Source organism: Pseudomonas sp. 1121_17 (assembly GCF_052850745.1).
This window is the reverse complement of record NZ_VXCX01000002.1, coordinates 143976-159299: the sequence shown is the minus strand read 5'-3', so window position 1 is coordinate 159299 and position 15324 is coordinate 143976. Positions and strand designations below refer to the sequence as shown.

Genomic DNA, 15324 nt, shown 5'->3' with positions numbered 1-15324 from the left:
AGCTTGATAATGTCTATTGATCCCACACTGGTCGGCTCGGTCATCAACGCCCTGCCCATGGACCGCATGATTTCCGCACCATTACAGGCGATGATCCAGGCCCAGATCAGCGCCAGCAAAGCCTACGCAGACTTCCTGATGGGTGTATGCATCCAGAATGGCAAGGCGGTCGCGATCCAGATCGACTACGACGAAACGCTGGTCGGCGCAGACGGTGAATACCAGGGCGTAGTGCAAAAGAGTCTGAAAGTGCCGTTGCTGGCCGCCGTCACCCACCCCAACATCGTTATCGAAGAAGGTCGGGTCGAGTTCGAGATAACCATCAGCCAGATGGCTGAACTGAGCACCTCCACCGAGCGCGACGCCAGCCTCACTGGTAGCCTCGGCTGGGGCCCGTTCAAGCTTGAAGTCAAAGGTAGCGTCAGCCAGAAGTCGACTCAGGTACGCAAGACCGATACCCGCGCCCGCTACGCGTTCAACACAACCGTCCGCCGCCAGGATCCACCGGAGGCGATGATACGGGTGATCGACTTTTTGACCGAAGCAGCGACCAGGCCGAGCCTTCTGCCTTCGGCAAACGCACGCAACCCTGGCGACATCTCCCAGGACGACACCCTGCCGCCTGTCGAGCAGGCATGACTGCAACGCCCTGCCGTGAATCCAGAGCCCGGCCTTGATGGCGGGCTTGCCGCCTAGAGGAGCGATGAACTTGGATGACACCCCTACCCCGCCCGCGCCCATGCTCTGCAGTGACCTGCGCGACATCACCCGCGGTCTGCAGGAAGCCGCAGCCGCCACCAACAGCTTGATCGCCCAGCAGTACATCACCCTGTTCGATCAGTTTTTCGATCATGACCCCGACGCCCTCGGCGCACCGATGAAAGCCAAAATGGTCGAGGTGGCCATGGATGGTCAGCACATGATCAGAGTGCCGCTGATTACCTTGGTGGCGCCCAAGGGGCTGGCCCTGGAGCGTATGCAGGTGGACCTTTCGGTCCGGGTAAGGAGCACAGAGATAAAAACTGCGCTGGCCGAAGCGGCCGATGCGCATGCGTGCGCTCGCTTCAAGGTCAGCATTGGAGCACAAGCACGCCGCGGCGATGGCCGCGACCCGGACGAAGTGCAGATCCGCATGCAGTTCCAGGCATGCGAGCCGCCTGAGGCGCTCAATCGTCTGATCGAGCAATACACCAACCTCATCGTACCCACGCCGCGCGACAACCCGCAGCCACCTGGAGCAGACAGCAACGAATATGTCGAGGCGGCCAGCGTACGCTGACCCTCTCGATCAGAAGTCGCGTTTGTAGAAGATATCCAACGAGCTGGCCAAGCCACTGGCCGCCTCCAGATATACCTTCTTGCTCAGCTTGTACCGCAGAGCGATGGTGTTGGCCGGCTCGAATACACCCACCCCATAACGCAGGCTCAGGCGCTCGGTCAGATTGCCACTGGCAACCACGCTGGTGGTGTTGCCCGAGCCTTCGGTATCGAGCTGGAAGTCCTCGATGCCCAGGTTGGACGCCAGGCTGCCAGTGAGCCCGGCGCTGCCGGCAAGGCCCAGACCCAGGGCTGCTTCGGCGAGCATGTTGTTGTCTTCGCCGGAGCCACCCAGCGGCCGCCCCAGTACCAGATAAGACAAGGCCTGCTCCTGGCTCATCGCTGGCTCGGCGAACACCTGGGTGGTCGGCTGCTCAGCGCTGCCACTCAGACGAATACCGGCAATCACATCGTCAACCTGACGAATCGCTTCGATATCCAGGTAGGGCTGATCGATAGGACCTGCGAACAACAGCCGTGCACGGCGGATTGTCAGGCGCTGGCCGTAGGCGCGATACCGGCCATCGGCCAGGCTCAGTTCGCCACGGGTATCCATGTTGTCACCAATGTGCACGTGCCCGCGCAAGTTGGCCGTCAGACCAAAACCATTGAACGACAGTTTGTCCTGGCCGACCTCAACATTGACGTCCATGGCGATGGCCATTGGCGGCGTGCCCTGTTCGGTCTGATTGCCGATAATGACCGTATCGTCGGACACTTTGACCGTGGAGGGTGGAAGCTCACGTACGGTGATTGCACCCTTGGGTACCAATACCTTGCCCTTGACCGCAAGCTGTTCGCCTTCAAGGCTTATGGTCAGGTCAGGGGCTACTTCCAACGTGGCATAAGGCTCGACCGTGACTGGCAGTTGCTGACCCTGCAAGCGCAGTTGCATCGCCAGCGCCTGGCCCCAGGTCAGGTTGCCGCTGAGCTGAGCGCGACCGGCTGTACCGCTGCGCCAGCCGCCTTGCAACTGAACCTGTTCCCCTGCAATCAGCGCCTGCACCGACAGATCCTGCAGGCTGACCGGCAGCTGCGCACCGCTGACTTCGCCGCCAGTGAGGGCCAGAGTGCCATTGACTTGCGGTGCAAGCAAAGAGCCAGACAAACGGCCGCTGCCGTTGAGCTGCCCGGCAAGGCGCTCGACCATTGGCACGAATGGCCGCGCGATCGCCAGGTCGAGCCCGCTCAGACGAAAATCGCCAGACAGCGGCTTGTCCTTGCCCAACGGGTCGAGACGGGTTGTCAGCGCGAGCTCGCCAAGGCGCTCGCCGCGGAAGTTCAGCACCGTGTCGATGCGACGCGGATTGAGCGTACTGTCCAGGCGCAGGACCTGGTACGGGAAATCCAGCCACCGCTGACCATCGCGCACGCGCAAGGTGCCGCCACTGGCATCCACACGTATCGTGCCTTTGGGTCCGGCGGCAGGAATATCCAGATTGATATCGGCATTGAGCTGCCCCTGCCAGGCGAAGTCCTTTGGCATCCACTGTGCCAGGCTCTCGATCGGGAACTGCTTGAGGTGGTAACGCAGCCGCGGCTCCGGCGCCAGGCGCTGGTCTTCGCCACACAGACTGGCCTGGCCCGAGCGCCAGCAATGGGCAGCGAAATCCAGCTGACCGTTGGCCAAGCGCTGCAAACGGGCCGGCGCCTGCAACTGCCAGTCCTGCCCGCCAGCTTGAATCCGACCGCTGGCAAGACGACCACGCCAGTCACCCTTGGCCAGTTGGCCGTCGGCAGCCAGGTCGAGCTTGAGCTGCGGGCCCGCCAGCGCCAGCGTCACGGCCTGCTGGCGAATATCGCCTTTGCCGGCAATGTTCAGATCGCCAAGCGAAGTCTCGCCCAGGCGAATATTGCCCGCTTTGAGGGTGAGTTGGCCGCGCTGGGCGCTGTCCAGCCGGGCATCGAGATCAAGTCGTTGTACACGGTTGTCTGCCTGAGCCAGTTGCTGCCCCTGCATACTCAAAGTGCCCTGCGGCGCTTGCAGGGTGCCGGCGAGGTCGAGGCGACCTTTGACCTGGCCCTGCAAGCGGGGCCACAGCTGGCCAAGGCGCGGCATATCCAGATCGATCCGGCCGGCCAGGCGCTGCTGCAGGCTACCGCTGCCGTTGATGCGGTTGTCGCCCAATTGGATGGCCAGGGCGCCAAGTGTCCAGCTGTCGCCAGCCCCCTCGGCCTCGGCCTTGAGCACTGCTGGTTGACCGCGCAAGCGGCCTTTGAGGTCGAGCAAGGCGCTCAGTTGCAGGCGCTCGTTGTGCATTTCGCCCTTGCTGCGCAGAGGCCCGGCGAGCGTGCCTGGCAGCTCGGCAAGCCAGTAGGCTGGATCGAGCGCTGAAAGCTGCAGGTCGACGTCCCAACTAATCTTCTCGGCAAAACCGACGATGACGCTGCCGGCAGCTTTGCCCTGCCCCGCGCTGAGCAGTAATTGCGGCAGGCGTACCTGGCTCAAGTCGCCCTCGAACGGGCTACTCAAATTGAATGCACCGGCCGGGCCGTCCAGATCACCCTTGAACGAACCTTGATAGTTGCCATCGCGGTACTGTACATCCGCAGTCAACCGTTTGAGCACCACTTGCGGCGCTTCTTCAAGCGGATACAGACGCAGCCACGGGAAGTCCTGCCAATCGACTTTGGCATCGGCAATCAGCCCCTGCTGCCAGTCGGCATTGGCTTGCAGTTTGAGCCGTTGGCTGTCGCTGGCGTTCAGGTCCAAAGCATCCAGTCGGGCGCCTTTGGCGTCGACCTTGCCCGCCAACAGCAGACCTATAGGCCCCTGCTCGGCCGGCAGATTGGCCGAGCCGGAGAGCTGGTAGCCCTTGTCCAGATTGCCCACGGCATCCAGCTTGATTTGCTCGAGCTGCAAGGTATCCGGCAGCGTCGCAACCGGCTTGAAGGCGGCCGACTCAAGCCGCAGTCTGGCTGGCAGGTGCTCCGCCAAAGCCTGCAGTTCACCGGTAAGGCGGGCGTTCAGGTAGCCGGTGCTGGTTGCGTCCAGATTGAGTGTCTTCTGCAGCTCGCCGGTGGCATTCAGCGCCAGTTGCCAGGCCTGCCCCTCTACCGGCGGCAGCTGCACGCTGCCAGTCAGTTGCACTGGCCAGTCGCCCTCAGGCTGCACGTCGCCCTGCACGCTCACATGCAGGTCATCGCGTTGCAACTGCAAGGTATCGATGCGCAGGCCATTGTTGCTCCAGTGCGCCGCAAGCTGCAGGTCACCCAGCAGGTCACTGCCATCCAGGCGCAGTTGGCCAAGTTTCACTTCGCCTAGTTCGATAGCCACTGGCAGGCGCAGCGTCGGTAACTGCAGCGGGTTGCTGTCGGCTACGGTTTCACTGGCGGCAAATGCCATGTCGATGCGCTCAGCCTGCAGGCGCTTGATACACAGGGTGGCCCGCAGCAGGCACAGCGGCGACCAGCTCAACTGCGGTGCCTGCACCTCGACCCGGCTGGCGCCGTCGTCCCAACTCAAGCGACTGGCCTGCCAGTTACTGCCAAGCTGGCCCTGGAAGTCGTCGACCGTCAGCCCTGGCACCAGGCCCAGCGCCCAGCGGCTACCGACTTGCGTGCCCAATAGCAGGCTCAGACTCAGTGCGATCAGCAGCGCAAAGCCCAGCAGACTGATTAATATGTACTTCAAAGCACGCGTCACAGCTCAGGCCCCATCGAGAAGTGCAGGCGGATGCCGCCGTCGTCGTCCAGTGCCTTGGCCAGGTCCAGGCGCAATGGCCCGACCGGCGACACCCAACGTACGCCGACACCGACGCCGGTTTTCAGGCTGGGCAGATCCAGCGAGTTGAACGAGTTGCCTTGATCGACAAAGGTCGCGATACGCCACTTCTCGGCCACCGAATACTGGTATTCGGCGCTACCGGCCACCATGTAGCGGCCACCAATACGGTCGCCGTCGCTGTTTTTCGGAGACAGGGTCTGATAGTCGTAACCACGCACGCTTTGGTCGCCACCGGCGAAGAAGCGCAACGAGGGCGGAATCTTGCTCTGATAGCTGTTGGTGGCGCTGCCACCGAATTGCAGCCGGCCGAGCAGCCGGTGATTCTGGCCCAGGGTAGTCAGGCCCTTGAGCAGGACGTTGCCGTGTAGCAGGTTGGTGTCAGACATCAGCCCTTCCTTGGCCACCTGCACATCGAACTGCAGACGGTAGCCATTGTGCGGGTCGATGCGGTTGTCACTGCGCAGGTACGAGTAACTTACCCCAGGCATCAGCAGCTTGCTCAAACCGGAGTCATCCCCCAGCTTGTACTCTTCGCGCTGATACTTGAGCGACACCACCCGCTGCCAGCCGCTGGGCAGCTTGCTGTGCCATTCAGGGCCAACGGTGAGCAGCTTGCTGACGGTATCGGTGCCTGCGATCTCTTCATTCTGGTAGCCACCGGCGAAGCGCAGTTTGTCGGTCAGTGGCGGATCCAGCGGTATGTCATACCACAGGCCGACGTTCTGCCGCGGCGCCGACAGTTCGGTTTCCCAACCATAGCTGTGACCCTGCGGGTTGACCCAATGGCGGGTCCAGTTGGCCTTGCCGCGCGGGCCAACGTCGGTCGAGAAGCCCAGGCCCAGGCCCATGGTGCGTGGTTTGCGGGTTTCCAGGCTGACCTCGACCGGGATCTGTTCGCCCACCGCAGCGGTGGGCGCCGCATCGACCCGCACGCCTTCGAAATAGCCGCTCGATTGCAGGTCGTTGTTGAGTTCCGCGATGAGCTCGGAATCATAGGGCGTACCGGCCTTGAACGGCACCATGCGCTGCAGCAGGTCCTGGTCCAGCGGCGTGTCGCCGGCAAAGTGCACGGCGCCAAGCTGGAAGCGTGGCCCGCTTTGATACACCAGTTCGATGTCGGCAACGCCGGCCTGCGGATCTACGGCCAGGCGCTGGCTGGTAAAGCGCCCTTTGAAAAAGCCGTAACGCGAAGCCTGATTCTGGATCAGGCGCTTGGCGTCTTCATACAGACCATGATTGAGGCGTTCGCCTGGGCGCAGCGCGGCGCTATCAGGCACACGAAAACTCTTCAGCTCGGTGGCCGGGCCCTCGATGCGCACAGTGACATTGCGCAAGCGCACCGGCTCACCGGGGTCAATGCGAATGATCAATTGCGGATGCTGGTCAGGCCCGGTCGGCGCTTTGACCTCGGTGTCGATCTGGGCCTGATAGTAGCCAAGTGCCTGCGCGGCTTTGCGCGCCTGCTCTTCGGCACCGCGACTGAAACGCAGCAACGCGTCCTCGTCACGGTCTCCCAGGCTGCCAATATAGCCTTCGACATTCGCCTTGAGCGCCTTGTTGGCGGGTTTGACCCGCACCAGCAGTTCGCTCTGGGCCCATACTGTGCTGCTGGCGGCCAGGATGATCAGGCCCCAGGTCAATCTTCCTGAATACGTCATGCCGCGCATGCTACCAGAGCTTGGCGCGCAAAGGAGCCGTCTACCTGGCAGGTCCCGCTGTTACTGATCTGGATGACAAAGGATTGGGATGAAAGAACACCCGCTCAGTGACTGGACCTATAGCTATTTCGCCAATCTCCTGATACCCCTGAAGCTTGTAAAACGCCAGATAACGCGCATTGCCGGTATCCAGCACCACACCATGGCTGCCTGGCTCCTCGGCGCACCAGTCATGAACAGCCTGTAACAATTGCTCAGCGTGCTGCTGACTCCTGAAGTCAGGGTGCACGCCCAGCAGTGGCAGCATATGTACCTGATCTGACGGCAAGCTCCCTACCAACGCTGCCTGATAATCCAGGTAGCGGCGGGTGCAGCGCAGGCCGGTGCCGATGATCATGCGCAAGCGCCACATCCAACTGTCAGCCACGCCAAGGCGCCGCAGTGGCGGCACGATCAGCGCCACCCCGGCCAGACGGTCTTCGACCATCAGGCCCACTGCCGGTAGCTGCAGGTAGAAGTGCTGGCGCACCCATGCCCGAATCATGGCGCGCAGGCGCCGTTCATAGCCAGGGCGCTGCGCCTCGAACAGATAGGCAACGGTCGGCTCTTGCCGATAGACTTCGTACAGCACAGCGCGCACCTCGCGGCGGTAGCCCTTGTCGAGCAAACAGGTGCGAGCGGTTGCGCGGATATCGTCGGGCATTGCAGTTAAACCTTCATGGAGTGAACGTACACCTTGGAGGCGAGGCAGCGCGGGTTGGTTCACCGCTGCGCGCAGGTCAACAGGCCTGAGGCAGCGCCACCATGCTGGCGATGAGCGCCGATGTTCGATAGCATCCGCAGTTTTACCAGGGTTGCCTCGCCATGAAGATCGTCTCGTTCAACATCAACGGTTTGCGCGCCCGTCCGCATCAGCTGGCGGCGCTGATCGAGAAGTATCAGCCAGACGTTATCGGCCTGCAGGAAACCAAAGTCAGTGACGAGCAGTTCCCCTTGGCTGACGTGCAAGCCTTGGGCTACCACGTCCATTACCACGGCCAGAAGGGCCACTATGGCGTCGCCTTGCTCTCGCGCCAGGCGCCGCTGGCACTGCACAAGGGTTTTGCCACTGACGAAGAGGACGCCCAACGGCGCTTCATCTGGGGCACCTTCGCCGACGCCAACGGCACCCCGATCACCATCATGAACGGCTACTTCCCGCAGGGAGAAAGCCGCGACCATCCCACCAAGTTCCCCGCCAAGCAGCGCTTCTACAGCGACCTGCAGGTGCTGCTCGAAGGCCAGTTCGATAATCAGCAGCCGCTGATCGTGATGGGCGACGTCAACATCTCGCCTGAAGATTGCGACATTGGCATCGGCGCTGACAACGCCAAGCGCTGGCTGAAGACTGGCAAATGCAGTTTCCTGCCAGAGGAGCGTGAGTGGATGCAGCGTCTTAAGGACTGGGGCCTGGTCGACAGCTTCCGCTACCTGAACCCGCAGGTCAGCGACCGTTTCAGCTGGTTCGACTACCGCAGCCGCGGCTTTGAAGACCAGCCCAAGCGCGGTCTGCGCATTGATCTGATCATGGCTTCGAGTGGCTTGCTGCCACGACTCAAGGACGCTGGTGTTGACTATGACCTGCGCGGCATGGAAAAACCTTCCGATCACGCGCCGATCTGGCTAGAGCTGGCCTGATAAATCAGCGCTGCGGACGCTGAACAGCGTGCGCAGATAGGCAAAGCTGACGAAATATCGCGTATCTGATAGTCATTCGCCATTATCTCGGTTCTCGGGACCCCCTTGGCAGGGGTAGAATGCGCAAAACCGGGAGCCGTAATGAATCAGGACCGCTTGACCCCCAACCAGGACGATGCCATCACCGACGCTGCGGCGCATTGGTGCATGCGCCTGCATGCCGATGACTGCACGACGGCCGAGCGCGAGGCATTTGATCTGTGGCTGGCGGCCGACCTGCGGCACTTTGATGAATACCGCGCAATGCAGGAAATCTGGCAGACCGCTGACCTGTTGCCACGCCGCACGGCTGTCGTCGAGATCGGCGCCCGCCCTGTACGCAAGGCGCAGCCACGCCACTGGCGGCCATTCGCTTCGGCTGCAGCCATTGCCCTGCTGGCCCTGCCGCTGGCTGGCTGGGTCGGTTGGGAGCAAGGCTGGCTACCCAATCGCTACCAGCATTTCGAAGCTACCGATCAGGTGCGCCAGTTGCAGCTGAGCGATGGCAGCCAGATCGAGCTCAACCTGCACAGCGAACTGCGCTTCTTCAACTACAAAGATCAACGCCAGGTCACGCTTACCCGCGGCGAGGCGTTTTTCAAGGTTACCCACGACACCGCCCACCCGTTCATCGTGCGCGCCGGCAACGGCCAGACGCGAGTAACCGGGACCCAGTTCAACGTCTGGAAGTACAACGACGAGGTCAAGGTGACGCTGGTTGAAGGCTCGGTACTGGTCAGCAGCCACGGTGACGATGGCGGCTATCGACTGGGCCCGGGCATGCAAGCCAGTTATCACGCTGGCGATTTCGAGCCGACCCTGGCGCAGACTGATGACGCCGACAACAGCCTGGCCTGGCGCAGTGGCAAGCTGGTGCTGGACAACCTCAGCCTGGCCCAGGCCCTGCCGGTGATCAACCGCTACTTGGAGCGCCCGCTGCTGTTGGCCGATGACAGCACCGGCGCAATCCGCGTCAGCGGCGTGTACAACACCCGCGAAGTCAAGCGCATGGTCGATAACCTGCCCAAGGTGCTGCCGGTCTACCTGACTCGCAGCAAGGACGGTAGCACCGTCCTCAACCGCATCACACCGTTGACCAACAAGGGCTGACGCAGGGCGTCAGAGCACCATCGCCGCAAGCCAGCCAAAGGCCAGCAGTGGCAGGTTGTAATGGAGGAAGGTCGGCACCACGGTGTCCCAGATGTGGTGATGCTGGCCGTCCACATTCAAGCCCGAAGTAGGCCCCAGGGTCGAATCCGATGCTGGCGACCCGGCGTCACCCAACGCACCCGCTGTGCCGACGATGCACACTGTAGCCACTGGATCGAAGCCCAGTTGCACACACAGCGGCACGAAGATCGCGGCAAGAATGGGAACGGTAGAGAACGACGAGCCGATGCCCATAGTCACCAGCAAGCCCACCAGCAACATCAACAAGGCACCAACGCCCTTACTGTGGCTGATCCACTGCGCAGAGGCCTGGACCAGGCTGTTGACCTCGCCGGTTGCCTTCATCACGTCGGCAAAGCCCGAGGCGGCAATCATGATGAAGCCGATCATGGCCATCATCTTCATGCCTTCGGTAAACAGATCATCAGTATCTTTCCAGCGCACGATGCCCGACAGCGAAAAGATCAGAAAACCGACCATGGCGCCGATGATCATCGAATCCAGCCACAGCTGAATGATGAACGCTGCTGCGATCGCCAGGCCAGCGACCATCAGCGTCAAGGGGTTGTAGCTGACACTGACCTGCTCAACCTGTTCGATTTTCGCCAGGTCATAGTCGCGTTTCTTGCGGTAGCTGACGAACACTGCCAGGAGCAGCCCGGCGAGCATGCCGGCCGCAGGAATGGCCATCGCCTGGGTAACGTTGACCGCGCTGACGTCGACCCCGGCGCGGCTGACATTGGCCAGCAGGATTTGATTGAGGAAGATGTTGCCAAAGCCAACCGGCAGGAACATGTACGGCGTGATCAGGCCAAAGGTGATCACGCAGGCAATCAGCCGCCGATCGATGCGCAGTCGGGTCAGCACATACAACAGCGGGGGCACCAACAGGGGGATGAAGGCAATGTGAATGGGCAGAATGTTCTGCGACGACACGGCCACCACCAGCATCAGGCCGATCAGCAACCATTTGACCTTGCCACCCTCGCTATGGCCCTGGCGCTCGATCATGTTCAAGGCCCGATCTGCCAGCGCGTGAGCCAGGCCCGATTTGGCAATGGCTACGGCAAACGCGCCAAGCAGCGCGTAGGACAACGCGACCGTAGCGCCGCCGCCCAGCCCACCATTGAAGGCCTTCAACGTGCCCTCGATACCCAGGCCGCCGACCAGGCCGCCGGTCAGCGCACCGATGATCAATGCGATCACCACATGCACGCGGGACAGGCTCAATATCAGCATGATGCCGACCGCGGCAATGACTGCATTCATGGTGTGGACTACCTCGTTACGACAGACGGAAGGCATTGGCACCGGCGTCAGGCTGCACACAGGCAGCGGCCGGTCCAGAGGGGTGCAATGCGAAGGGCGCACACTCTGAAGGGCGAGTCGACAGATGTCAAATCGGCCAAGGCCGAATTCAATTGAACGTTTGAATAAAGAAAATCCTGTGGTCGCCGACACAGAGTGCAGACCTATTACAAGGGACTTTCCCAAAATGCCTCTGCGACAACTGTCCATCCAGTGGAAGATCACCCTGCTCGCCGGCTTGTGCCTGGCCGCCATCGTCACGCTACTGGTCGGTCTGTCCCTGTACCGCATGGACCACAGCTCCGACCTGGTAAAGGCCAGCAGCATGAAGATGCTCTCCGATTCAGCTCAAGCGCGCATCGAATCGCAGGGTGAAGTGCAGGCGCTGAACATTCGTCGCCAGTTCATGGATGCCTACCAGTACGGCGCAGGTTTTGCTCGGCAGGTGCTGTTCTTGCGCGAGCAGGCGGAAAAACGTTATCTGGACGCCTTTGACCTGCGCGAAGACATGACCGCACAAGTGCGCAGCGCCTTGCTGGCCAACCCTGAGCTGCTCGGCCTGTCGCTGGTGTTCGAGCCTGACGCGCTGGATGGCAAGGACAGCCTGTTCACCAATCAGCACGAGTTGGGCAGCAACGAAACCGGCCGTTTTGCCTTGTATTGGTCGCAACCGCAGGCCGGCAAACTGACCTCGATGGCCTTGCCTGAACTGGACATGGCCAACATCGAAACCGGCCCCAGCGGGCAACCGGCCAACACCTGGTGGGTATGCCCGCGCAGCACCGGCAAGGTCTGCGTGGTCGAGCCGTATTTCTACGCCATCGACGGCCAACAGGTGTTGATGACGAGCATCGTCTTCCCGCTGTCGGTCAAGGGCAAGGTGATTGCCACGCTGTCGGTCGACATCAACCTGAGCAGCTTGCAGGCCATGAGCGAAGAAGCCAGCCGCGGCCTTTATCAAGGCCAGACCACGGTCGGCATCCTCAGCCCGGTCGGCCTGCTCGCAGGCTACAGCGCCGACTCAAGCAAGCTGGCCCAGCGCTTCGACCAGGTCGATACCGCGCAAGGCGCCGAGTTGGTGCGCAAGCTGGCGGACGGCAAATTGCAGATTGTTCACGCCGAGCAGCGTTTGAAAGTGCTGGCAGCGTTTCAGCCGATTCCCGGCAGCAAGCCGTGGGGCGTATTGCTCGACGTGCCGCAAAGCGCCCTGACCGGCCCTGCCGAAGCGCTGAAGAACGAGCTCGACGCACTCAATACCAGCGGCACCTTGCTTGAGCTGGGGCTGGGCCTGGGCGCTGCGTTGGCCGGCTTGCTCTTGGTCTGGCTGATGGCGCGAGGCGTCACCCGGCCGATTCTGGGCGTGGCGGCGATGCTCAAGGATATCGCCAGCGGTGAAGGTGACCTGACCCGCCGCCTGCAGTACGACAAGCGCGACGAACTCGGTGAGCTGGCTGGCTGGTTCAACCGTTTCCTCGACAAGCTGCAGCCAACCATCGCCGACGTCAAACGTTCGGTGCAGGCCGCCCGGGGCACAGCTGACCAGTCTGCTGCGATTGCCAGCCAGACCAGCGCCGGTATGGAGCAGCAGTACCGCCAGGTCGACCAGGCCGCCACGGCCTCGCATGAGATGAGTGCTACCGCGCAGGACGTCGCGCGCAGCGCAGCGCAAGCTGCTCAGGCCGCCCGCGAAGCTGACCTGGCCACCCGTGAAGGCCTGGCCGTGATCGGCCAGACTACCGACAGCATCGACAGCCTGGCGGCCAACATGAGCAGTGCCATGGCCCAGGTCGAAGGGCTGGCCGGCAACAGCGAAAAAATCGGCTCGGTGCTCGAGGTGATTCGTTCGATCGCCGAACAAACCAACTTGCTCGCCCTAAACGCGGCGATCGAAGCAGCCCGCGCCGGCGAAGCCGGGCGCGGCTTCGCCGTCGTCGCTGATGAAGTGCGCAATCTGGCCCGGCGCACACAGGAATCGGTCGAAGAAACTCGCCAGGTGATCGAGGCGCTGCAAGCTGGCACGCGTGAAGTAGTCGACGCCATGGACAGTAGCCACCGCCAGGCCCAGGGCGGCGCCGAGCAAGTCGGTCAGGCGGTCACTGCGCTGCAACGGATCGGCCAGGCAGTCACGGTGATCACCGACATGAACCTGCAGATTGCATCCGCTGCCGAAGAGCAGAGCGCAGTGGCGGAAGAGATAAACAGTAACGTCGCGACCATTCGCGATGTAACCGAGTCACTGTCAAGCCAGGCCAACGAGTCGGCGCGGGTCAGCCAGTCGCTAAATCAACTGGCCAACCAGCAGCAAGCATTGATGGACCAGTTCAGAGTCTGACTGCTGCGTCTGGCACATCACGCAGCCCGGACCGTAGCTGATCCGAACCGCTACAGCTCGTCGTGGGCGCTGAAGCTGCCGCCGCCGAGCAGGCGGTCGAGCAACGCCAACGCGGCTTCCACGTTCGGCCTTCTGCCCATCGGCTGGACATCGGTCAGAGGCAAGGTCGCGTCTTGATAACCTGTCGCCATCACCAGCAAATGCATCTGGTCGGCATTCAGATAGACATGATGCTGGCGCATGGCGTAGGACTGAATCAGGCTCAGGGCACCCGTTACCAAAGGGGTTGCGCTGGAGGTGCCACCGTAGCTGTTGGTGTAGTCTCGGTCGTCACCCTTTTTGTCCTGTAGCTTGCCGTAGCCCAGCGTGGCGACACTATCACCCCACGCGTTGAGCATTCGATAGCGGTAACCGTAATTGGAGTACTGATGAGGCTTGCCGTCCCACGACTGGCAGGCCCCTACCAAAATGGTCGAGGCATCGCCATGGTCGTCGAAGTAAGGCCATTGGCCAAGATCGACACCGTGCCCCAGCGCCGTACCCTTGTCCGCCAGCGACTGATTGCTGCCATTGGCGGCGGCATTGACCACGACCGCGCCGCGCGCGGTCAGCGCCTCGCACACATCCCACCAGTCGCGCTCGTGCAGCGACGGCAAAAAGGTGCTGAGTACATGGATGCTGGCGCTTTGCCTGTTGATGGCGACGATGTCGCCTGCGCGTACCTGGCGCAGCAGGTCTGCGGGCGTGCGGGGGTATTTGCGGTGGTCGATGGCCCGATTGTCGTACAGGTATAGCTCACAATCATGGCAGATCCCGTTCATGCCGAACGAATTGGCCTGGGCAAACAGCAGGCCCACCGATGCGGTACCGTGGGCCGGGTCTGCGTTGGGTTGGTCGCTGATCACGCGTAGCCGATCAGTCCCGCGCAGGTCCTCATGTCTGGCGAACAAGCCCCCATCGGAAAAGTGCACGCGGGTGCCCTTGCCGGTCACCTGTTTGCTCCAGACGCTGCGGATGTTCATCCCCTTGTGCGAGGCGGTCGGTGCATCAAGGTAAGTCTGCAGCGCATCGAAGTCCGGCGTCGGTTGCGATTCGTCGTGAGCGTCATCACCCGCTACCACCGCCGCACCCGTGATCAGTGTCGCTACTAGCGCAGCGAGCGCCGCGGCAATGAGGTTTCCGGGTTCCTGCTCGGCGGGCGGGATGGATAGCGACTCGACGTAGTCCAGCGCCGCCAGGGTTCGTAGCAGCGCGATGAAGGTATCGTTGAACATGCTTGCTGGCTGTGCGAGCAGGTAGTAATCGCGCAGCACTGCAAGCGCGTCGTCGTCATGCTCTTCCGCGCTCAGCACCGGCTGCAGCTGGATGACCTGCTTGAGGTTCGGCCACAGACGGACCAGCCTCGAGCGGCTGTCCGGCTCAAGATCGGCAACGAAGGAGGCAAAACCGTCCTTGCCGAACTTGACCAGCAGCGCCGGCAGAGCCTTTTCGGCAGTGCCGTCGGGCAGTCCGCTGAACCCGGCCAGCAGTGGGTCGTAAACAGGCCTGGGCCCAGTTTCAGGCGGCGCTGCAGAACGTTTGACGCGTAACGAGGCTCCCGTCAGCGGGACCCGATCCAGGATACGCCGGTCGGCTTCTTCGGGCTGGATCTCGATCACCATCGTTGGCCAAGTGATGGTGGCATCAGCATCGGAGGGCAGGTCAAGCTGGATGATCTGCTCGTCGGTCAGGGTGATGCTTGCGGTTATCTCGAAGCGGCCGTGCCTCAGATCGGTGCTGAGAATGGCCGGACAGCCATGGTCAACCAGCAGCCCGCTGTCAACCTGGGAGCTTGAGGTGAAGGAGTGCAGTCGCTTGGGCCCTCGCGCGTTGATGACGCGCAGCACGTAGCGAATACGCTTGATCTTGTCCAGGTCTGGACCAATACAGCGCAAGTGAAACTTGCCATCGAAATTGAAGTTTCGGTAGTAGAGGATTTCGATATCGATGCTCATCAGGCGGCTTCCCTTCAAGTGCAGCCGCCTCCTTTGCGGGCGGCCGAACAACAATGATTGCGCCGTATCCCGCCGCCTCCCAGCACGAAGCGGTTCCTCTGC

The 15324-nt window shown here is 62.0% G+C and carries 10 protein-coding genes and 1 pseudogene; 6 read left to right on the top strand and 5 right to left on the bottom strand.

Annotated elements, in window-relative coordinates; translation table 11 throughout:
- Positions 1-9 precede the first annotated feature (9 nt).
- Both FW789_RS05565 and FW789_RS05560 read left to right on the top strand, forming a co-directional pair.
- Positions 10-639 carry a DUF2589 domain-containing protein gene (locus FW789_RS05565; protein WP_207074135.1) on the top strand — a complete coding sequence of 210 codons (630 nt, stop codon included), beginning with the start codon at positions 10-12 and terminating at the stop codon, positions 637-639.
- Between the two features lie 100 nt (positions 640-739).
- Complete coding sequence (locus tag FW789_RS05560; RefSeq protein ID WP_103438763.1) at positions 740-1279, top strand: DUF2589 domain-containing protein; 540 nt, start codon at positions 740-742, stop codon at positions 1277-1279.
- A 9-nt stretch (positions 1280-1288) separates the two neighbouring features.
- Here the strand turns inward: FW789_RS05560 and FW789_RS05555 are convergent, their stop codons facing one another.
- From FW789_RS05555 to FW789_RS05545, 3 genes are read right to left on the bottom strand one after another with little or no spacing between them, the layout of a single operon-like run.
- Positions 1289-4963, bottom strand: a complete 3675-nt coding sequence (locus tag FW789_RS05555; protein ID WP_446431111.1) for a translocation/assembly module TamB domain-containing protein — start codon at positions 4961-4963, stop codon at positions 1289-1291.
- The gene (locus FW789_RS05550) at positions 4960-6702 is read right to left on the bottom strand and encodes an autotransporter assembly complex protein TamA (RefSeq protein ID WP_411561746.1); all 1743 of its coding nucleotides are present in this window, start codon (positions 6700-6702) and stop codon (positions 4960-4962) included. Before FW789_RS05550 ends, FW789_RS05555 begins: the two co-directional genes overlap by 4 nt.
- 40 nt (positions 6703-6742) lie before the next feature.
- Complete coding sequence (locus tag FW789_RS05545; protein ID WP_103437172.1) at positions 6743-7405, bottom strand: GNAT family N-acetyltransferase; 663 nt, start codon at positions 7403-7405, stop codon at positions 6743-6745.
- A gap of 161 nt (positions 7406-7566) precedes the next feature.
- On the opposite strand from FW789_RS05545, the gene xthA reads away from it, so the two are divergent.
- Positions 7567-8379, top strand: coding sequence for an exodeoxyribonuclease III (xthA, locus tag FW789_RS05540; protein ID WP_446431110.1), 813 nt, complete (start codon positions 7567-7569; stop codon positions 8377-8379).
- A 141-nt stretch (positions 8380-8520) separates the two neighbouring features.
- Positions 8521-9528, top strand: coding sequence for a FecR family protein (locus tag FW789_RS05535; RefSeq protein ID WP_446431109.1), 1008 nt, complete (start codon positions 8521-8523; stop codon positions 9526-9528).
- Between the two features lie 9 nt (positions 9529-9537).
- On the opposite strand, the gene FW789_RS05530 is transcribed toward FW789_RS05535, so the two are convergent.
- Positions 9538-10857 (bottom strand): Na+/H+ antiporter NhaC family protein, encoded by a 1320-nt coding sequence (locus tag FW789_RS05530; RefSeq protein WP_207074140.1) that lies wholly within the window; start codon positions 10855-10857, stop codon positions 9538-9540.
- Positions 10858-10981: 124 nt separating this feature from the next.
- On the opposite strand from FW789_RS05530, the pseudogene FW789_RS05525 reads away from it, so the two are divergent.
- Positions 10982-12370 (top strand): annotated as a pseudogene (locus FW789_RS05525) (HAMP domain-containing protein); the annotation flags it as partial.
- A gap of 102 nt (positions 12371-12472) precedes the next feature.
- A complete protein-coding gene (locus FW789_RS05520) occupies positions 12473-13228 on the top strand; it encodes a methyl-accepting chemotaxis protein (RefSeq protein WP_446431236.1) in 756 nt (251 codons plus the stop codon).
- A 50-nt stretch (positions 13229-13278) separates the two neighbouring features.
- Here the strand turns inward: FW789_RS05520 and FW789_RS05515 are convergent, their stop codons facing one another.
- Positions 13279-15222 (bottom strand): S8 family serine peptidase, encoded by a 1944-nt coding sequence (locus FW789_RS05515; RefSeq protein ID WP_446431108.1) that lies wholly within the window; start codon positions 15220-15222, stop codon positions 13279-13281.
- Between the last annotated feature and the right edge of the window lie 102 nt (positions 15223-15324).